This is a genomic window from Streptomyces sp. MMS24-W38 (genome assembly GCF_059889265.1).
Genome location: NZ_JCBCPP010000001.1, coordinates 2,697,486 through 2,715,560, shown reverse-complemented (window position 1 = coordinate 2,715,560; position 18,075 = coordinate 2,697,486). Strand labels below are relative to the sequence as shown.

The following is an 18,075-nucleotide window of genomic DNA, read 5'->3' as shown; positions in this document are numbered from 1 at the left end:
GGGCCCGGGAGGCCCCGCGGCCGGAGGCCGCTAGGGACACTGCCCCGCGCGACCTGGCCACATGGGTGTGGCCGGAGGCGACGGGGAGGCCCTGAACCATCACTTCGGTGGAGCGGGTGCCCCGCTCCACCGGCGCCGTACCCGGCGTCCCGGACCGCACGTTCACGTCGACCCGCACGGTCCACGACACCGCAAGCCCGGAAGCCGACCATCGCACGATCGAGTCGCACCACTCTCGTGCACGCTCCCGGCAAGCAGCTGACGGTCCCTTCCGGCGGGCGGGGCCGGTCCGGCGCGGGAGGACGGGTCCGGGACACAGGCCCCGGCACGGCACTGAGCGTCACAGCGGTCGCAGAGGGGTTCCCTCGTACCGCCGCAGGGCGAGAATGGCTGACATGAGTCCGCTCTTTCGCCGTGAAGCCCCGCAGGATCGTCTCGTCACCCTCATCCGTAAGCCCGGCTGTCACCTGTGCGACGACGCGCAGGCCGTGGTGGAGAAGGTGTGCGGTGACCTCGGGGTCGCGTGGGAGGGCAAGGACATCACCGAGGACCCGGACCTGCACGAGCGGTACTGGGAGCAGATCCCCGTCGTTCTCGTCGGCGGCCGCCAGCACACGTTCTGGCGCGTCGACGAGGGCCGCCTTCGCAAAGCCCTGGCCGGCTGACCGGTCGGCCAGGCGCCTGGCCGACCGGGTGGGTGGTCAGGACCACTGATCCATAACTGACCAACCAGTCCAAAGTGGCGGAAAAGTCGCTTAGAATCGATGGCGGCTTGGTCTCGGGGGCGGGATGCACAGAGGAGAGTGTGCTGTTTTGCCCTCAGAACAAAGGGAGCGATGGTGCTCGTGCGCCGGTTCCGCACGGCTGCGCCGGGGGCGCGTGACCCCGGTCACGTTGGGTGGGCAAATCGGACACCATCTTTGTGCACGCGTTCACAAAGACATAGCCTGCATTCGACGGGGCGGTCCGGGGACGTATGACCGCCTGAAGCCCCGCTCTACCCGCAGGAGCACCGTGGCAACTGGCCGATCTCACCGACCGGCGACCCGTAGCCGAGGGATTCCCGAGGCCACCGTCGCCAGGCTTCCGCTGTACCTCCGCGCCCTCACCGCGCTCTCCGAGCGCTCGGTGCCCACAGTCTCCTCGGAGGAACTGGCGGCGGCCGCGGGCGTCAACTCCGCGAAGCTTCGCAAGGACTTCTCCTACCTGGGTTCCTACGGGACCCGGGGTGTGGGCTACGACGTCGAGTATCTCGTGTACCAGATCTCGCGTGAACTCGGCCTCACCCAGGACTGGCCGGTTGTGATCGTCGGTATCGGTAACCTCGGTGCCGCGCTCGCCAACTACGGCGGGTTCGCCTCCCGCGGATTCCGGGTCGCCGCGCTCATAGACGCCGACCCCGCGATGGCCGGAAAGCCCGTCGCCGGCATCCCGGTGCAGCACACCGACCAGCTCGAGGAGATCGTCCGGGGCGAGGGTGTGTCGATCGGCGTGATCGCGACCCCCGCCGGTGCCGCGCAGCAGGTCTGCGACCGGCTGGTGGCCGCCGGTGTCACCTCCATCCTGAACTTCGCGCCGACCGTGCTGTCCGTCCCGGACGGTGTCGACGTGCGCAAGGTGGACCTCTCCATCGAGCTGCAGATCCTCGCCTTCCACGAGCAGCGCAAGGCCGGCGAGGTGGCCGCCGGGACCGTCGTCCCGCCTGTCGGCTCCCGCCCGGAGCCCGTCGCCGCGCGCCAGGCGCCCGCCGGCGGACAGGAGTCCGCCGCGGACCAGGGGCCCGACGGGGACGTGCCCGCGGTGATGCCGACATGAGTCTTCTCGTCGTCGGGCTGAGCCACCGCAGCGCGCCGGTCAGCGTGCTGGACCGGGCCTCGCTGAGCGTGGACGCGCAGGTCAAGCTGCTGCAGGACACGGTCGCCGCCGAACCGGCCGGCGAGGCCGCGGTGCTCGCCACCTGCAACCGCATCGAGCTGTACGCCGACGTGGACAAGTTCCACGCCGGTGTCGCCGAGCTGTCCACGCTGCTGGCCCAGCACAGCGGGGTCGGCCTGGAGGAGCTCACGCCCTATCTCTATGTGCACTACGAGGACCGCGCCGTCCACCACATGTTCTCGGTGGCCTGCGGACTGGACTCGATGGTGGTGGGCGAGGGGCAGGTCCTCGGCCAGATCAAGGACGCCCTGGCGCGTGCGCAGGAACTGCACACCGCCGGGCGGCTGATGAACGACGTGTTCCAGCAGTCGCTCCGGGTCGGCAAGCGCGCCCACACGGAGACCGACATCGACCGCGCCGGGCAGTCCCTGGTCACCTTCGGCCTGGAGCAGCTGGCCGCCGGCTCGCCCGTCGACAGCTGGGCGCGGGGCAAGAGGGCACTGGTCATCGGCGCCGGATCTATGTCCTCGCTGGCCGCGGCCACGCTCGCGCGGGCCGGTGTCGCCGAGATCGTGATCGCCAACCGCACCGCCGACCGCGCCGAGCGCCTCGTGCAGATCCTCAACGAGGCCGAGAACGCCGAGAACGCCGAGAACACGGAGGTGCTGGCCCGCGCGATACCGATGGGATCGGTGGCGGATGAACTGACACGTGCAGACGTCGTCGTCTCCTGCACCGGTGCGACCGGCCTCGTCCTCACCGCCGACGCGATCGCCGCCGGTGTCGAGGGCCGCGTCGGACAGCAGCCGGAGACGGTACGCACCGGAGTCACCGGGGCCCTCGGAGCCACGGAGGCATCGGCGCACGACGCGCGCAAGACGCCGACCGCGCGGCCGACGCCCCTGCCCCCCGCCCCCGTGGCCGCCACCAGCACCGACGAGGACTGCCCGCTGGACCTGGCCTCCGTACCGCCCGGTTTCTCCGTGATGGGCGAGGCGGCCGTCGCCGGTATGGACGCGGCGACGCTGGAGCAGCACGCGGCATGGGCCGTGAGCGGCACCGTCGACCGCCGCCAGGGCGGCCGGCGTGGCGCCGAGGTGGACACCGAACTGATCGGCGCGCTGGCCGCGACCGCGGCGAGCGCCGGCCGGATCCCCGAGCGGCGCCGTCCGGAGCCGGTGGCCGAGCCGCCGCGCCCGGAGCCCGTGCTCTTCCTGCTGGACCTCGCGATGCCGCGCGACATCGACGCGGCCACGCACCGCATCCCCGGGGTGCGGCTGGTCGACATCGAGGCGCTCGCGGAGGCGTCGGCGGACGCTCCGATGGCTGCCGACGTGGACCAGGTCCGGCGTATCGTTTCCGACGAGGTCGCGGCATTCGGCGCGGCCCAGCGGGCCGCGCACATCACGCCGACCGTGGTCGCCCTGCGCACCATGGCCGCGGACGTGGTGGCCGGTGAGATGGCCCGCCTGGAAGGGCGGCTGCCCGGCCTGGACGACAAGCACCGCGCGGAGATCACCCAGACCGTGCGGCGGGTGGTCGACAAGCTGCTGCACTCGCCGACCGTGCGGGTCAAGCAGCTCGCGGCCGAACCCGGCGGCGCCGGGTACGCGGACGCGCTGCGCACCCTGTTCGACCTCGACCCGGAGACGGTGGCCTCCGTCTCCCGCGCCGGGGAAAGCACCGAGAAGAGCGCGAAGACCGCGAAGACTGCGAAAACCGCAGCGAACGCGGCCGACGCAGAAAACCGAGGGCCGGCATGACTGAGAAGGCACTGAGGCTCGGGACCAGGCGGAGCAAGCTCGCCATGTCCCAGTCCGGGCAGGTGGCGGATGCCGTGAGCCAGGTGACCGGACGGCCTGTCGAGCTCGTTCCGATCACCACGTACGGCGACACGTCACGCGAACATCTCTCGCAGATCGGCGGCACGGGCGTCTTCGTCGCCGCGCTGCGCGAGGCACTGGTGCGCGGCGAGGTGGACTTCGCGGTGCACTCGCTGAAGGACCTGCCGACCGCACCGCACGACGAGCTGGTCCTGGCCGCCGTACCGGAGCGCGAGGACCCGCGGGACGTGATCATCGCGCGTGACGCGCTCAAGTTCACCGACCTGCCGCGCGGCGCCCGCATCGGCACCGGTTCGGCGCGTCGCATGGCCCAGCTGAACGCGTACGCACGCGGCCACGGCATGGAGATCACGACCGTGCCGATCCGCGGCAACGTCGACACCCGGATCGGGTACGTCACGAGCGGTGAGCTGGACGCCGTCGTGCTGGCCGCCGCCGGGATGAACCGGGTCGGACGCAGCGACGAGGTGACCGACTTCCTGTCGGTCGACACGATTTTGCCCGCTCCCGGCCAGGGGGCCCTGGCGGTCGAGTGCACCGTGCGCAACACGGAGCTGACCGCCGCGCTCGCCGAACTCGACGACCCGTTCACCCGGGCCGCCGTGACGGCGGAGCGGTCACTGCTCGCCGCCCTGGAGGCCGGCTGCACCGCCCCTGTGGGGGCGCTGGCCGACCTTCCCCCAGATCTCGGCTTCGCTCGAAGCTGGGGGGACCCCCAGGCGGACGGGCCGATTGTCAAGGAAATGCGCCTGCGGGGCGTCGTCGGCACGACCGACGGCACCACGCTGGTGCAGCTGTCCACCACCGGTCCCGTGCCCGAGACGCACGAGGCGGCGATGGCGCTCGGTCGCGAACTCGCCACCGAGATGCTGGCGCAGGGCGCGGCCGGTCTGATGGGGGAGCGAGCACATTGAGCCCCACCACCCTTCCACCCCCTCCGGAACACGGGCACGTCACCTTCCTCGGTGCCGGACCCGGGGATCCGGGACTGCTGACTCTGCGCGCCGTGGAGGCGCTGGCGAACGCGGACGTTCTCGTCGCCGAGCACGATGTGCTCGACGTCGTACGCCGGCACGCCAGGCAGGGCGTTGCCGAAGTGCCGACGGACACGGACCCGGCGGGTTCCTCCGCGGCGTCCGCTCCGGGCACAGGCACGCCTCAGCTGAAGGTTGTTGACGGCACGTCAACAACCGTTGGCGCACCCGCGGTGCGGGATGCCGCACATCTTGTCATGGAGGCCGCGCGGGGCGGCAGGCGGGTCGTGCGTGCGGTGTCCGGTGATCCCGGGCTCGACGCGTACGCCGCCGAGGAGATGCTGGCGTGCGTGGCGGCCGGGGTGACCTTCGAGGTCGTCCCCGGTATCGCGGCCGCGGTCGGCGTGCCCGCGTACGCCGGTGTGCCGCTGCGGGACGCCGAGGGCGCGGACGTGCGGTTCGTGGACGCGCGTACCGCGTCGGACCGGTGCTGGACCGAGCTCGGGGCGTCGGACGGCACGGTGGTCGTCTCCACCACGCTCGACTCGGTGGCCGCCGCGGCGGGCGAACTGGTGTCCGCCGGTCGCAAGCCCGACACCCCCCTGACGGTGACCGTCGCCGGTACGACGACCCGGCAGCGGACCTGGACGGCGACGCTCGGCACGATCGCGCAGACGCTGAAGCAGGCGAAGGTGCTGCCGTCGCCCGACGGCGGCCGGCCGGTGATAGCCGTGGTCGGTGAGCGTTCCGCCCCCGCCCAGCGCGACCGGCTCGCGTGGTTCGAGTCCAAGCCGATGTTCGGCTGGAAGGTGCTCGTGCCGCGTACCAGGGAGCAGGCGGCGTCGCTCTCCGACCAGCTGAGGTCTTACGGCGCGGTGCCGCACGAGGTGCCGACCATCGCCGTCGAGCCCCCGCGCACCCCGCAGCAGATGGAGCGCGCGGTCAAGGGCCTGGTGACGGGCCGCTACGAGTGGATCGCCTTCACCTCGGTCAACGCGGTCAAGGCGGTGCGGGAGAAGTTCGAGGAGTACGGCCTCGACGCCCGTGCCTTCGCCGGGATCAAGGTCGCCGCGGTCGGCGACCAGACCGCCAAGGCGCTGATCGACTTCGGCGTGCGGCCGGACCTGGTTCCGAGCGGCGAGCAGTCGGCCCGCGGGCTCGTGGAGGACTGGCCGCCGTACGATCCGGTCTTCGACCCGATCGACCGCGTCTTCCTGCCCCGCGCGGACATCGCCACCGAGACGCTGGTGGCCGGTCTCATCGACCTGGGCTGGGAGGTCGACGACGTCACGGCGTACCGGACCGTGCGCGCCTCGCCGCCGCCCGCGGAGACGCGGGAGGCGATCAAGGGCGGTGGCTTCGACGCGGTGATGTTCACGTCGTCGTCGACGGTCCGGAACCTGGTCGGCATCGCGGGCAAGCCGCACAACGTGACGGTCATCGCCTGCATCGGTCCGGCGACGGCGAAGACGGCCGAGGAGCACGGGCTGCGTGTCGACGTCATGGCCCCGGAGCCGTCGGTGCACAAGCTGGCGGAGGCCCTGGCCGACTTCGGCGCGCGTCGCCGGCTGGCGGCGATCGAGGCGGGCGACCCGGTGACCCGGCCGAGCGAACGGCGCCCGGGGGCGCGCAGGCGCCGGTCGACGACCTGAGGTCGTGCGACGGCGTCGTGTAGTACGCGTGTGAGGTGGTGGCGGTGCGCGCCGTGGGCTGCGCACCGCCACCGCGCGTTGCGGCCGGGCCCGGGCGCCGGCCGCATGGCGGTGGGACATGCCGAGCGCGGTTCTGCCCCCGGGCTCAGTCCGAGGGCCACTCCAGCACGGTCAACCCGGGCCACTGCCGACGCCAGCGTGCCGCCTTGGCCTCGTACACGGCACGCGGCGCGAGCACCGGATTGGGGCGCACGACGAGTCGGAACACGTCGGAGAGTCCGTGCGGCGCGTAGACGCGCCACCGGCCACCGGGCTCCAGACGCACGCCCAGGCAGCAGGTGGTCGCGGCGAAGCTGTCGATCGCTGCCTCGGTCGACGTGTGCGGGGGACACGGGACGCCGAACTTCTGCTCGTACCAGAGGTGGACGCGGGCCTCGTTGCGGATCTCGACCTCGGCCTTGGCCGGCAGGTCGGCGAAGGCCTGCGCCGCCGCGCTGATCACCGCGTCCTCCGCCTCCCACGACAGGTCGCGATCGTCGAAGTAGAAGACGTCGTAGTCCTTGATCCCCTCGGTGGGAGGCCTGCCCGTGACCACGTTCCACACGGTCTGGAAGAGGCAGCCCGCTGTCAGGTACCAGCCGGGCAGATTCAGCGCCGCGGTCCGGTCGAGCACCTCCAGCAGGGTCTCGTTGCGGGACAGCGTGGTTCTCAAGGCAGCGAGTTGCTCGTCCAAGGGAAGGCGACCGATCACCGCACACGCCTACCACGACGAAAGCGGGTGCCCTGCGGGCGGCAGGGCGGCCCGTGCGCGTCAGCCCTCCGAGGCATCCGAGGCGTACGGCAGGAAGGTCGCCCAGGTGGTGGGGGCGAGGGCGAGGCGGGGGCCGTTGGGGTTCTTGGAGTCGCGGATGTGGATCGTGCCAGGGGCGGCGGCGACTTCTACGCATGAGGGGCCGTCGTCCGAGCTGTAGCTGCTCTTTATCCACTCCAGCTTGCTATCGGCTCCGTCAGAGGGCTTGAGGATCATGACTCTCCCAGCACTTTCTCGATGAAGGCCAGCGACTCCCGTGGTGTGAGAGCCTGCGCCCGGATGATCCCATAGCGCATGTCGAGGACCGTGGTTTCTTTCGGGTCGGTGATCACTCGGTTGGTGAGCTGGACTTCGTTCAGACCCACGGCCGCTCCGTCCTTGAGCTTGAGCAGTCGGAAGGGGCCGCCGAGGCCCGAGTTCTCCTCCCGGCTCAGAGGCAACACCTGTAGGTCGACGTTCCGTAGCCGGGCCACTTCCGACAACCGTTCGAGCTGGTTGCGCATCACCATCTTGCCCCCGATCAAGCGGCGCAGTGTTGCTTCGCACAGCACAAAGCTGAAGAGAGGGCGAGCCGTTGGGGCACAGAAGATCTCCTGACGATCCAGTCGAGCGGCTACCCGCTGTTCCAACTCTTCTTCCGGGAACTGCGGTCGCCGAGAGCCGAACACAGCCCGCGCGTACGCCTCGATCTGCAACAGTCCATCGATGACGCAGTTGTTGTAGGAGCAGATCTCGACGGCTTCCGCCTCCAGGCGCTTCACGTCCCGTACCTTCTTCGGGTACCGGGCTTCCGTCACGTCCCCCTTCATCGCGGCGATCCTGCCGCCCGCGCCCAACACCTCGTCTGCCGCGTCCAGGTACTCCGGCCGGGGAATCCGTCGCCCCCGCTCCACCGAGGAGACCAGTTCTTCCCCGTACCCGATGGCCGTCCCGAACTCGGCCTGGGTGAGGCCGGCCGCTTCCCGCCACAGCTTCAACTGCCGTACGACCGTCCGCATCACGGCCCCGGCCTCTTCGTCGTCCCGTCCCGCTTCCCACCCGTTCATGCCCGTCGTCCTCCCGCCGTGCGCCCTTCCCCGGACCAACTCCGGCCGTCCGCGCACGGTCACCCCGGGCAGCCCGGACGGAACCGGGCACTTCACGGACAGCCGCTGGTCGCACGGGCCGTCCGCCTTCACGCGGTACGCATGCGTGAACACGCTGGGTGATGTGAATCAGGAAATCACCGCATCGAGCACCCCGCTCCACCAGTTCACCGTCCCGCTCTCCGCCACCCGCCGGGGCGCCCGTCTCGCCCGCCTGCTCGCCACGGAGCAACTGCGCTCCTGGGAACTCCCGTTGGACCCAGCCCGGTTGATCGTCGCCGAACTCGCGACGAACGCCGCCGTGCACGGCCGCGTCCCCGGCCGGAGCTTCCGCCTCACTCTCGCCGTCATGGCGTCGGCCGTCCTCCGCGTCGAGGTGGCGGACACGCGTGGCGACCGGCTGCCCGTCAGCCCTCGGGTGGCCGCTGACGTCCACACGGAGTCGGGCTATGGGCTCCTCCTGGTCCAGGAGTTGGCCGACCGCTGGGGTGTGCGAGGCGGCCCGGTGCCGGTCAAGACGGTGTGGGCGGAGCTGGACCTCGCCCGGTGACGGCCGCTCGGCCGCCCGTGGGGAGAGTTCTGCCGGGTCGGTGAACCGCACCGCCCCTTGCGCGGCGCCGGAGCACCGTGGTCGCGGCACGCCATGGGCACGGGTTCCGGGCCCGGACCTGTCGCCTGCGGTTCCGTGACGGCATCCGACTGCGTGACCACCCCGGCCCGTCCTCAAGGAGTGTCTTGTATATACGACATCGTGTCGGGTATACATGACACATGGCCGCGACTCGAAGCGCCCGCGAACCTCGGCGTGTGAACACGCGCATGAAGCTCAAGCGGGTGGCACTCGGCATGACCCAAGCAGACCTGGCCGGACAGGTCGGGGTCACACGGCAGACGATCTCCATGATCGAGGCGGGTGCTCACAACCCGACCCTCAGCTTGTGTGTCGCCATCTGCCGGGCACTGGAGACCGATCTCAACTCCCTGTTCTGGGAAGAAGGAGCGCACGGACACCATGGATGAGCGTCAGCACCTCAAGGTGGGCAGGTCAGCTCTCGTCGCCCTGGGCGCCGTCATGTTCGCGGCCCTCGGGGTGCTCGTCTGGGAGTACATCCAGACCAAGGAGGTGACGAACACCGCGGCGATCCTGGTCCTCGTCGGTGGCGCGGGCGTGTTCGCGCTGGTGCAGCGCGTGCTGGGCGCCGAGGCCCCCCGGTCCCTCATGGGGGTCGAGCTTCCCACCGGCGCGGACGCATCAAGCCGTCGCCAGAGGCGGCGCGCCTACCTGCGCGGGGCGCTCCTGTTCTCCGTGGTTCTCACCGGCCTCAGCCTTGTCGGCCTCGCGCTCGGGGACACGCAGGAGCTGACCTCCGGCCTCCCCTTCGTGGTCCAGGGCACGCTCGGGCTGGTGGCCCTCCTCGGCGCCGAGTTCCTGGCACTGTTCGCGGTTTCCTATGCGATCGACTGGGTGCTGGGAGAGTGGAGTTCGAAGGCCGTCGAGCGGCAGTACGCGCGTCTGGAGGGCTGACCGCCGAGCCCGTCGCCCACGTCGTCGTCGAGTTGCCGCTCGGCCCGGCCGCCGGCGGCCACTGCATCAGCCGCCTCGCCACCTGGGCCGAGGGACCCTGACACCGACGTGTACGGCCGGAGGGGAGTACCTCGTTGAAAAGCGTGAGCAGTTGGCGGGAGAGTGTTGCATGAGCGCTCAAACGAGCGGCATCCGGACACTGGCGGCCGAAGTGCTCACGCTTTGGGGCGGGTGTTCCCGCCCGGGGGCGCGAGCGTCCGCCTCGACACCGCTCACCGCGAGGCCGCGTCCACCGAGCGGTCACGGCCGTCGCCCTTCTTTACGAGGTGCACTCATGCGAACGCCTTTGAACGGTGACTCTTCTGTGTCTTACTCGGTCTTACTCGGCGGCTCAGCGGCAGAGTTCGTCGATGTCGTCGGTGAAGGTGGGGAATTCGGCGCGGGCCTCGGTGATGATGTCCCGGGCCGGGCGGCGCGGGGTGGTGGCGTGGCGCTCGGCGAGCTGCGTGAGTTCCGCGTCCGGGCGCGCCTCGTGCTCCTCGTACAGCACGGACTCCAGCGGTCCGATGCCGTCGGCCAGCACCCACAGGAAGTCGGAAAGGTTCCCGGCCACCACGCCGCACTCGCCCTCCGAGCCCATGAACACCACGGGCTGCTCGGTGAGGGGGCGACCGGACCGTCCGTACCAGACGGCCGCGAGACCACCGGCGCCGTTCTGGCCGAAGACCCGGTAGGCGTCGCCGTCGACATCGGGGTTGCCGGTCCACTGGCGTAGCCAGTCGGTGGTCTCCCCAGCCGAGTAGAAGGCGCCGTAGGGCTCGAAGTCGATGCCGTCACCGTCGGCGTAGTCGAACTCGACGCGGGCCATGTCGGCGAGGGTGGGTGGAAGGCGGCGGTCGTCACCGGTCGTCTCGTTCACGGGCGTACCGTAGCCGCCCGCACTGACATTCGACCTTCGCGTCGGCGTTCCGGACAGGCGGCCCATCGGCGCCGGTCAGCCGGTGAAGCCCTGGTCGGTCAGGGCTTTCTCTATGCGTGCGCGGTGGTTCTTCTCCCAGGTGTCGAGGGATTCCTCGGCCTCCTTGGTGAGCCTGGACCGGGCGGCCGTGAGGATCTCCTCCTCGCGCGCGGCGGGGACGACGACGATGCCCTCCTCGTCGGCGACCACGATGTCCCCGGGGTGCACCAGGACACCGCCGACCCGGGCCGGCTCACCGAGCGCGCCGATCTTCTCCTTGGTGCCGGGGATCGGGATGACACCGCGCGCGAAGACCGGAAAGCCGACCTCGCGCACCTCGCCGAGGTCGCGGATGACGCCGTCGACCACGAAGGCCGCGACGCCCCGGCGCTGGGCGACGGCACAGACGTTGCCGCCGGCGAGGGCGTGGTCCACGTCGCCCGACTCCACCACGATGACCGAGCCCGGCTCGGCCCGGTGGATCGCGGCGTGCAGCATCAGGTTGTCGCCGGGCTCGCACCGCACCGTGTACGCGGGTCCCGCGACGCGCGGTGCGTCCCACAGCGGACGGATGCCGATGTCCATGACCTGCGCGCGGCCCAGCAGGTCGGCGAGGGTGGTGGGGGGAACGTGCGCGAATGCCTGGTTCATCGCTTCCTCTTTTCCGAAGACGTGTTTCGAAGACGCCGCGGTCAGGGGTCGGAGCGTACGGGAACCGGTGACGGCGTCAGGTGAGGATGACGAGTTGCCGGGTCGCCCTGGTCATCGCGACGTAGCGGTCGACGGCTCCCTCGACGCCCTCGCCGAACGAGGCCGGGTCGACGAGGACCACCAGGTCGAACTCCAGGCCCTTGGACAGTTCCGGGGCCAGTGACCGGACGCGGGGCGTGGACCGGAACACGGGGTGGCCGATGACGCAGGCGATTCCGTCCTCGTGGGTGGCGAGCCAGGTGTCGAGGATCGAGTCCAGGTCGCAGAGCGGTCCGTGGACGACGGGGATGCCGTTGCTGCGGATGGAGGTCGGGACGTTGGCGTCCGGGAGAGCGGCGCGGATCATCGGCTCGGCCTCCGTCATGACCTCTTCCGGCGTGCGGTAGTTGATGTTCAGGGTGGCCACGTCGACGCGGTCGAGGCCGACTCGTCGGAGTCGTTCCTGCCAGGACTCCGTGAAGTCGTGCCTGGCCTGGGCGCGGTCGCCGACGACGGTGAAGCTGCGGGACGGGCAGCGCAGGAGCAGCATCTGCCATTCGGCGTCGGTCAGTTCCTGGGCCTCGTCCACGACGACGTGCGCGAACGGGCCGGCGAGCGCGTCCGGTTCGGGGGTGGGCAGGGCGCTCTCGTCGATCAGGGTGTCCTGGAGGTCCCGTCCGTGCAGCATGGTCACCGCGCCCTCGCCGTCGTCGTCGGAGGCGATGACGTTGTCGATGACGGCGGCCATCCGCTCGCGCTGGGCGGCGACCGAGGCGTCGTGGCGGCGCTTGCGCAGGGACGCCTTCGGGTCGCCGAGCCGCTGCCGGGCCGCGTCCAGGAGGGGCAGGTCGGACACCGTCCAGGCCTGGGCTTCCTCTCGCTGGAGTGCGCGCACCTCGTCGGGGGCGAGCCAGGGGGCGCACATGCGCAGGTAGGCAGGGACCGACCAGAGGTCGGAGACGAGGTCGGTGGGTTCGAGGAGCGGCCAGGCGTCGTTGAGGGCGGTGAGCAACTCCTTGTTCTGGGACAGGGCCTTGCGGAACAGAGTGGGGGAGACGTCGTCGCCGCTCTGCCTGTCCAGCAGCATCGTGACCAGCTCGTCCCAGATCCGGTCGCGTGCCTCGTTGTGCGGGGTGCCCGGTTCCGCCGCCTCGAAGGCCTCGGCCCAGTCGTCGGCGGTCAGGCGGACGTCCGACCAGGGGGTGGTGACCGTCATGGCCCGGGTGGGCGGCTCCTCGTAGAAGCGGACGGCGGTCTCGATCGCCTTCACCATGTCCGCGGACGACTTCAGGCGGGCCACCTCCGGGTCGGTCTCGGTCGTTGCCGTGGCTCCCTCGGGGACGAGGTCCCGCAGGGTGCAGGTCCGCACGCCGTCCTCGCCGAGGCTGGGGAGGACATCGGCGACGTAGGCCAGGTAGGGCTGGTGCGGGCCGACGAACAGCACGCCGCCCCTGCGGTGGCCGAGGCGCGGGTCGGAGTGGAGGAGGTAGGCGGAGCGGTGCAGGGCGACGACGGTCTTGCCCGTACCGGGGCCGCCGTCGACGACGAGCGCGCCGCGCGAGCCCGCGCGGATGACGGCGTCCTGGTCGGCCTGGATGGTGCCGAGCACGTCCCGCATCCGGGCCGACCGGTTGCCGCCCAGACTGGCGATGAAGGCGGAGTGGTCGTCGAGCGCGGCGTGCCCCTCCAGCCCGTCGGCGGTGAACACCTCGTCCCAGTAGTCGCTGATGCGGCCACCGGTCCAGCGGTACCTGCGGCGGCTCGCGAGCCCCATCGGGTGGGCGTGGGTCGCCGCGAAGAACGGTTCGGCGGCGGGGGAACGCCAGTCGAGCAGCAGGCGACGGCCCGTGCTGTCGGTGAGGCCGAGCCGTCCGATGTACACGGGCTCGCCGTCGTCCGCGCCGACGATGTGCCCGAGGCACAGGTCCAGGCCGAAGCGGCGCAGGGCGCGCAGGCGGGCGGCCAGCCGGTGCACCTCGATGTCCCGGTCCATCGCCTCCCGGCCGACCCCGCCGGGCGCCCTGAGTGTGGCGTCGCGGCGGTCGGACAGCTCGGCGATCGTCTGCTCGAGGCTCTCCGCGAGGGCCGCGAAGTACTGTTCGTCCTCGGCGATCAGGTGCGGGTCGGCCTTGGCGGAGAGACGTTCGGGAAGGGCGAACACGCTGGTCATCGGGTGGTTTGTCGAAGTCACGGTCAGTGATTCTGCGCCCTGCAGGGGGCCTTGCCGCAAGCCCCCCGGTGCGCTATACGTTGAGAGTGGCAAGGAGTGGGTTCGCCTCCTTGCCTTCTCGCAGCCCTCTCATGGCGCTCCCTCGCCGGCCCTCGTCGCCGCCTCGATCGTCACCGCGAGTGGGCAAGCCCCTCTTCGCCATGACGCGGCGCCTCGGACGCGCCTCCTGTGCTCACGTCCTTCACCCCCTGTGCGCTGTCGGCCCCGTTACCCACTTTCGGGCGAAGGGTGGGGTGGCGCGTGTGGTGGCGTGCCGGGGCGCGACCCTGGCTGAACGGTGACGGACCCGGACACGCCATAGGTCGATGCACGGTGCATCGATTTGGGCCCCGTATTCGAACGGTATGTGTGCATCTGACAACCGACTGTTGCGGACATATCCGTATTACGTCATCCGTAGGGGGACTTCCCGCGAAAGGGCCTGTCGCGGCGGCAGGGTGTGAGACCTCGGCAGCCAGCCGGGACGTACCACTCGGAGAGCGCCGCCCGTCCCTGTGCGGGGTGGGCCGGTGCACGAACGCGAAGGGGACCACGTGTCTGCTTCTTCCGCCGCTCGCCGTCTGACCGCTGTCGCCCTGGTGACCGGTTCCGTCGTGGCGGCCGCCGCCCTGCCGGCGTCCGCCGTCCAGGACAGGAACCCCGATCGCCGGCAGGTCGTCATCAGCGACGTCCAGTACAACGCTCCCGGCCCGGACACCCGCAGCAACCGTTCGCTGAACGGCGAGTGGGTGAACATCACCAACCGGTCCCGTCACAGCGTCGACCTGAGGGGCTGGACCCTGCGCAACAGCAAGGGCGACAAGTACACCTTCCGCCACCTGCGGTTGAACGGCCGCTCGACGGTCACGGTGCACACGGGATCCGGCCGTGACACCCGCCATGACGTCTACCAGGACCGCCGCCACCACATCTGGGACAACCACTCCGACCGGGCCACCCTGTCGGACCGCCGTGGCTCGGTCGTCGACACCGAGAGTTGGGGTCGTGGCCACGACCGCGACCGGGACCATGGCCGTGACCGGGACCATGGCCGCGACCGCGACCGCGACCGCGACCGCGACCGCGACCGCGACCGCGACCGCGACCGGGGCCACGACCGGGACCGCGGTCACGACCGCAGCAACAACCAGGCCGACGAGCGTGGTGACGACCACGGGCGCCACCAGCGCTGACTCACCGTCCCGAGGGCGTGTCACGGCAGCAGGCCGTGACACGCCCTCGGGCGTTCCCCGGGCCCACGGCCGGCCGTGTGGCTAGGCCACCGTGCGGATCAGCTTCTTGTTGACGAACTCCTCGGTGCCCGGGCGGCCGAGTTCGCGGCCGAAGCCGGAGCGCTTGATGCCGCCGAAGGGGAGCTCCGCGCCCTCGGCGCCGACGCCGTTGACGAAGACCATGCCGGCCTCGATGCGGTCGGCGACGCGTTCGGCCTGGGCGGGGTCGGTGGTGAAGACGTAGGAGCCGAGGCCGTAGGGGGTGTCGTTGGCGATGCGCAGGGCGTCGTCCTCGTCGGCGGCCGGGAAGACCATGGCGACCGGGCCGAAGAGTTCCTGGCGGGCGGCGGTGTGGTCGGTGGTGAGACCCGTGAGGACTCCGGCGGGGAAGTACGCGCCGTGCCGCTCGCCCTCGGTGTGCAGGGTGGCGCCCTGGGCGACGGCCTCGTCGACCTGGCGGCCCAGGTTCTCGGCGGCGGCGGCCGACGACAGGGGAGCGCCCGTCGCGCCGGCGAGCAGACGGGCGGTGAACTTCTCGACGAACGCGTCGTGGAGGTCCTGGACGACGACGAACCGCTTGGCGGCGTTGCAGGCCTGGCCGGTGTTGTCCAGGCGGGCGGCGACGGCGGCGTCGACGACCGCGTCGAGGTCGTCGGTGGACAGCACGACGAACGGGTCCGAGCCGCCCAGCTCCAGCACGACCTTCTTCAGGTGGCGCCCGGCGATCTCGGCGACGGCGGAACCCGCCCGCTCCGAGCCGGTGAGCGAGACGCCCTGGACGCGCGGGTCGGCGATCACCTCGGCGATCTGCTCGTTGGTGGCGTAGACGTTGACGTAGGCGCCGGAGGGGAAGCCCGCCTTGGTGAACAGCCGCTCCAGCAGCGCCGCGGTGGCCGGGCACTGCGGGGCGTGCTTGAGGACGATGGTGTTGCCGAGGGCGAGGTTCGGGGCGGCGAAGCGGGCCACCTGGTAGGCCGGGAAGTTCCACGGCATGATCCCGAGCAGGACGCCCAGCGGGCTGCGCCGGATGACGGCGCTGCCCGGGCCGGAGGTGACGTCGAGCGGTTCGTCGGCGAGGAACTCCTCGGCGTGGTCGGCGTAGTAGCGGTAGATGTCGACGCAGAAGTCGACCTCGCCCTCGGCCTCCGCGAGCGGCTTGCCCATCTCGCGCACGATGCTCGCCGCCAACTCGGCCCGGTGCTCCGTGTGGAGGTCGCCGAGCCGGCGCAGCAGGGTGGAGCGTTCGGCGACGGTGCTCGTACGGCCCCACGCGGTGGCGGCGTGGGCGGCGGTGACGGCCGCCTCGACCTCGGCGTCACTGGCGGTCGGGTAGAGCTCGGCGACTTCGCCGGTGGTGGGGTCGGTGACGGCGTACATCAGTGCTCCGGGGGTGGGTGCGGGCGGGGCTCTGAAGCGGCTGAGGCCGCACATATTGGATGTATGCCCCATTGTCTTATTGGTCGCTCACTCAATAGCATCCCCGGCATGACGTCAAGGGGTCCGGAAAAGCGTGTCCGCAAGGCGCCGGCCGAGCGCCGCGGCGAGATGGTCACCGCCGCCGCGCGGGTCGGGCTCACCGAAGGGCTGGAGTGCGTCACCCTGCGCCGGGTCGCCGACGAACTCGGTGTCCGGCCCGGGCTCGTCGGCCACTACTTTCCCGCGGCCGACAGACTCGTCGCCGAGGCCTTCACCAGCGCCACCATGGCGGAGCTCGACAGCCTGCTGCCGGAGATGCCCACCGACGCCGACGCCGACGCCGACCCCGGCGGTGCGGTGCGTGCATTGCGGAGGCTCTTCTCGCTCACCTCGAACGCCGACTTCGACGATGTCAGCAGGCTCTGGCTCAACGCCCGGCATCTGGCGCGCTACCGGCCCGTGCTCCGCGAGCACGTCGTCGAGCAGGACCTGCTCTGGTGCCGGCGTATCGAGCGGGTCGTCGCAGCCGGGGTGGCGGCGGGGGACTTCCGCTGCGCCGACCCCTGGGCGGCGGCCGTCCGCATCCACGTCGCGATCGACGGGACCAGCGCCTACGTCAACACCGGCGTGGGGCACCGCGCCGCCCCGATCGCCGACATGGCCCGTACCCTCGCGGAAGCCGAGCTGGGGCTGGCGTCCGGAGCCCTCGAACCGAGCTGACGGCGAGCCGGCCCGGCCCCCGGGAGCCGGTCCGACTCGGCGTCGGTAAAGGCACGGGGCGGGCGGGCGTAGCGTGGGAGGTATGACGACGTACGGATCTTTTCCCGGTACCCGGCCCCGGCGTCTGCGGACCACCCCCGCCATGCGTCGGATGGTCGCCGAGACGCGGTTGCACCCCGCCGACCTCATCCTCCCGGCCTTCGTCCGCGAGGGGGTCACCGAGCCGGTGCCGATCGAGGCGATGCCGGGCGTGGTGCAGCACACGCGCGACACCCTGAAGAAGGCGGCGGCCGAGGCCGTGGCGGCCGGGGTCTCCGGGATCATGCTGTTCGGGGTTCCGGAGGAGTCGAAGAAGGACGCCCTGGGCACGGCGGGCACCGACCCGGACGGGATTCTCCAGGTCGCCCTGCGGGACGTGCGGGCCGAGGTCGGCGACGACCTGCTCGTCATGTCCGACCTGTGCCTCGACGAGACGACGGACCACGGGCACTGCGGGGTGCTGGACGAGCAGGGGCGGGTCGACAACGACGCGACGCTGGAGCGGTACGCCGAGATGGCTCAGGTGCAGGCCGACGCGGGCGCCCATGTCGTGGGGCCCAGCGGGATGATGGACGGGCAGATCGGCGTCATCCGTGACGCCCTCGACCAGATCGGCCGCGAGGACGTCGCGATCCTCGCCTACACCGCCAAGTACGCCTCCGCCTTCTACGGGCCGTTCCGCGAGGCCGTCGGCTCGTCGCTCCGGGGCGACCGCAAGACGTATCAGCAGGACCCGGCCAACGTCCGTGAATCGATGCGGGAGTTGGCGCTGGACCTGGCGGAGGGAGCCGACCTGGTGATGGTCAAGCCGGCCGGGCCCTACCTCGACATCCTCGCCCGGGTCGCCGACGCCGTGGACGTGCCGGTGGTCGCCTACCAGATCTCCGGTGAGTACTCGATGATCGAGGCCGCCGCCGAGAAGGGCTGGATCGACCGCGACCGGGCGATCCTGGAGACCCTGACCGGCATCAAGCGGGCCGGCGCGCAGAACATCCTCACCTACTGGGCCACCGAAGTCGCCCGGAAGCTGGGGGAGTAGCTCAGC

Annotated in this window: 18 protein-coding genes; 11 read left to right on the top strand and 7 right to left on the bottom strand. The window is 71.2% G+C overall.

What is annotated here, in order from left to right:
* The first annotated feature begins 386 nt into the window (after positions 1-386).
* The 5 genes from AC6F7H_RS11080 (at position 387) to AC6F7H_RS11060 (ending at position 6,345) form a co-directional block, all read left to right on the top strand.
* Positions 387-665 carry a glutaredoxin family protein gene (locus tag AC6F7H_RS11080; protein ID WP_500756819.1) on the top strand — a complete coding sequence of 93 codons (279 nt, stop codon included), beginning with the start codon at positions 387-389 and terminating at the stop codon, positions 663-665.
* 349 nt (positions 666-1,014) lie between these two features.
* Positions 1,015-1,815 carry a redox-sensing transcriptional repressor Rex gene (locus tag AC6F7H_RS11075; RefSeq protein ID WP_500756818.1) on the top strand — a complete coding sequence of 267 codons (801 nt, stop codon included), beginning with the start codon at positions 1,015-1,017 and terminating at the stop codon, positions 1,813-1,815.
* The gene (locus AC6F7H_RS11070) at positions 1,812-3,638 is read left to right on the top strand and encodes a glutamyl-tRNA reductase (RefSeq protein ID WP_500756817.1); all 1,827 of its coding nucleotides are present in this window, start codon (positions 1,812-1,814) and stop codon (positions 3,636-3,638) included. The genes AC6F7H_RS11075 and AC6F7H_RS11070 overlap by 4 nt, the downstream gene beginning before the upstream one ends.
* Positions 3,635-4,633, top strand: a complete 999-nt coding sequence (gene hemC, locus AC6F7H_RS11065) for a hydroxymethylbilane synthase (RefSeq protein ID WP_500756816.1) — start codon at positions 3,635-3,637, stop codon at positions 4,631-4,633. Before AC6F7H_RS11070 ends, hemC begins: the two co-directional genes overlap by 4 nt.
* Positions 4,630-6,345 (top strand): bifunctional uroporphyrinogen-III C-methyltransferase/uroporphyrinogen-III synthase, encoded by a 1,716-nt coding sequence (locus tag AC6F7H_RS11060; RefSeq protein ID WP_500756815.1) that lies wholly within the window; start codon positions 4,630-4,632, stop codon positions 6,343-6,345. The genes hemC and AC6F7H_RS11060 overlap by 4 nt, the downstream gene beginning before the upstream one ends.
* A 145-nt stretch (positions 6,346-6,490) precedes the next feature.
* Here the strand turns inward: AC6F7H_RS11060 and AC6F7H_RS11055 are convergent, their stop codons facing one another.
* From AC6F7H_RS11055 to AC6F7H_RS11045, 3 genes are read right to left on the bottom strand one after another with little or no spacing between them, the layout of a single operon-like run.
* Positions 6,491-7,096 carry a nucleotidyltransferase family protein gene (locus AC6F7H_RS11055; protein WP_500756814.1) on the bottom strand — a complete coding sequence of 202 codons (606 nt, stop codon included), beginning with the start codon at positions 7,094-7,096 and terminating at the stop codon, positions 6,491-6,493.
* 60 nt (positions 7,097-7,156) lie between these two features.
* Entirely contained in the window at positions 7,157-7,372 is a 216-nt protein-coding gene (locus tag AC6F7H_RS11050; RefSeq protein ID WP_500756813.1) for a DUF397 domain-containing protein, read from the bottom strand.
* Positions 7,369-8,202, bottom strand: coding sequence for a helix-turn-helix domain-containing protein (locus tag AC6F7H_RS11045; protein WP_500756812.1), 834 nt, complete (start codon positions 8,200-8,202; stop codon positions 7,369-7,371). The genes AC6F7H_RS11050 and AC6F7H_RS11045 overlap by 4 nt, the downstream gene beginning before the upstream one ends.
* A 163-nt stretch (positions 8,203-8,365) precedes the next feature.
* Between AC6F7H_RS11045 and AC6F7H_RS11040 the strand changes: the two genes are divergently transcribed.
* From AC6F7H_RS11040 to AC6F7H_RS11030, 3 genes are all read left to right on the top strand, one after another.
* Positions 8,366-8,791 (top strand): ATP-binding protein, encoded by a 426-nt coding sequence (locus tag AC6F7H_RS11040; protein ID WP_500756811.1) that lies wholly within the window; start codon positions 8,366-8,368, stop codon positions 8,789-8,791.
* A gap of 257 nt (positions 8,792-9,048) precedes the next feature.
* A complete protein-coding gene (locus tag AC6F7H_RS11035; protein ID WP_500756810.1) occupies positions 9,049-9,261 on the top strand; it encodes a helix-turn-helix transcriptional regulator in 213 nt (70 codons plus the stop codon).
* A complete protein-coding gene (locus AC6F7H_RS11030) occupies positions 9,254-9,766 on the top strand; it encodes a hypothetical protein (protein ID WP_500756809.1) in 513 nt (170 codons plus the stop codon). Before AC6F7H_RS11035 ends, AC6F7H_RS11030 begins: the two co-directional genes overlap by 8 nt.
* Before the next feature lie 391 nt (positions 9,767-10,157).
* Here the strand turns inward: AC6F7H_RS11030 and AC6F7H_RS11025 are convergent, their stop codons facing one another.
* The 3 genes from AC6F7H_RS11025 to helR form a co-directional block, all read right to left on the bottom strand.
* Positions 10,158-10,685, bottom strand: a complete 528-nt coding sequence (locus AC6F7H_RS11025; protein WP_500756808.1) for an SMI1/KNR4 family protein — start codon at positions 10,683-10,685, stop codon at positions 10,158-10,160.
* A 75-nt stretch (positions 10,686-10,760) separates the two neighbouring features.
* The gene (locus tag AC6F7H_RS11020; protein ID WP_500756807.1) at positions 10,761-11,375 is read right to left on the bottom strand and encodes an RraA family protein; all 615 of its coding nucleotides are present in this window, start codon (positions 11,373-11,375) and stop codon (positions 10,761-10,763) included.
* Between the two features lie 76 nt (positions 11,376-11,451).
* Positions 11,452-13,584 (bottom strand): RNA polymerase recycling motor ATPase HelR, encoded by a 2,133-nt coding sequence (gene helR / locus AC6F7H_RS11015; RefSeq protein WP_500761753.1) that lies wholly within the window; start codon positions 13,582-13,584, stop codon positions 11,452-11,454.
* 593 nt (positions 13,585-14,177) lie between these two features.
* On the opposite strand from helR, the gene AC6F7H_RS11010 reads away from it, so the two are divergent.
* Entirely contained in the window at positions 14,178-14,816 is a 639-nt protein-coding gene (locus AC6F7H_RS11010; protein WP_500756806.1) for a lamin tail domain-containing protein, read from the top strand.
* Positions 14,817-14,897: 81 nt separating this feature from the next.
* On the opposite strand, the gene AC6F7H_RS11005 is transcribed toward AC6F7H_RS11010, so the two are convergent.
* Complete coding sequence (locus tag AC6F7H_RS11005) at positions 14,898-16,232, bottom strand: NAD-dependent succinate-semialdehyde dehydrogenase (RefSeq protein WP_500756805.1); 1,335 nt, start codon at positions 16,230-16,232, stop codon at positions 14,898-14,900.
* A gap of 108 nt (positions 16,233-16,340) precedes the next feature.
* Here AC6F7H_RS11005 and AC6F7H_RS11000 point away from each other — a divergent pair, with 108 nt between their 5' ends.
* Both AC6F7H_RS11000 and hemB read left to right on the top strand, forming a co-directional pair.
* Entirely contained in the window at positions 16,341-16,991 is a 651-nt protein-coding gene (locus AC6F7H_RS11000) for a TetR/AcrR family transcriptional regulator (protein WP_500756804.1), read from the top strand.
* An 82-nt stretch (positions 16,992-17,073) separates the two neighbouring features.
* A complete protein-coding gene (gene hemB, locus AC6F7H_RS10995) occupies positions 17,074-18,069 on the top strand; it encodes a porphobilinogen synthase (protein WP_500756803.1) in 996 nt (331 codons plus the stop codon).
* Positions 18,070-18,075: the final 6 nt, after the last annotated feature.

Coding starts and splice junctions, on each gene's coding strand:
- hemC (WP_500756816.1), top strand. CDS start 3,635: ATGACTGAGAAGGCACTGAGGCTCGGGACCAGGCGGAGCAAGCTCGCC.
- AC6F7H_RS11050 (WP_500756813.1), bottom strand. CDS start 7,372: ATGATCCTCAAGCCCTCTGACGGAGCCGATAGCAAGCTGGAGTGGATA.
- AC6F7H_RS11070 (WP_500756817.1), top strand. CDS start 1,812: ATGAGTCTTCTCGTCGTCGGGCTGAGCCACCGCAGCGCGCCGGTCAGC.
- AC6F7H_RS11020 (WP_500756807.1), bottom strand. CDS start 11,375: ATGAACCAGGCATTCGCGCACGTTCCCCCCACCACCCTCGCCGACCTG.
- helR (WP_500761753.1), bottom strand. CDS start 13,584: ATGACCAGCGTGTTCGCCCTTCCCGAACGTCTCTCCGCCAAGGCCGAC.
- AC6F7H_RS11045 (WP_500756812.1), bottom strand. CDS start 8,202: ATGAACGGGTGGGAAGCGGGACGGGACGACGAAGAGGCCGGGGCCGTG.
- hemB (WP_500756803.1), top strand. CDS start 17,074: ATGACGACGTACGGATCTTTTCCCGGTACCCGGCCCCGGCGTCTGCGG.
- AC6F7H_RS11030 (WP_500756809.1), top strand. CDS start 9,254: ATGGATGAGCGTCAGCACCTCAAGGTGGGCAGGTCAGCTCTCGTCGCC.
- AC6F7H_RS11000 (WP_500756804.1), top strand. CDS start 16,341: ATGACGTCAAGGGGTCCGGAAAAGCGTGTCCGCAAGGCGCCGGCCGAG.
- AC6F7H_RS11080 (WP_500756819.1), top strand. CDS start 387: ATGGCTGACATGAGTCCGCTCTTTCGCCGTGAAGCCCCGCAGGATCGT.
- AC6F7H_RS11005 (WP_500756805.1), bottom strand. CDS start 16,232: ATGTACGCCGTCACCGACCCCACCACCGGCGAAGTCGCCGAGCTCTAC.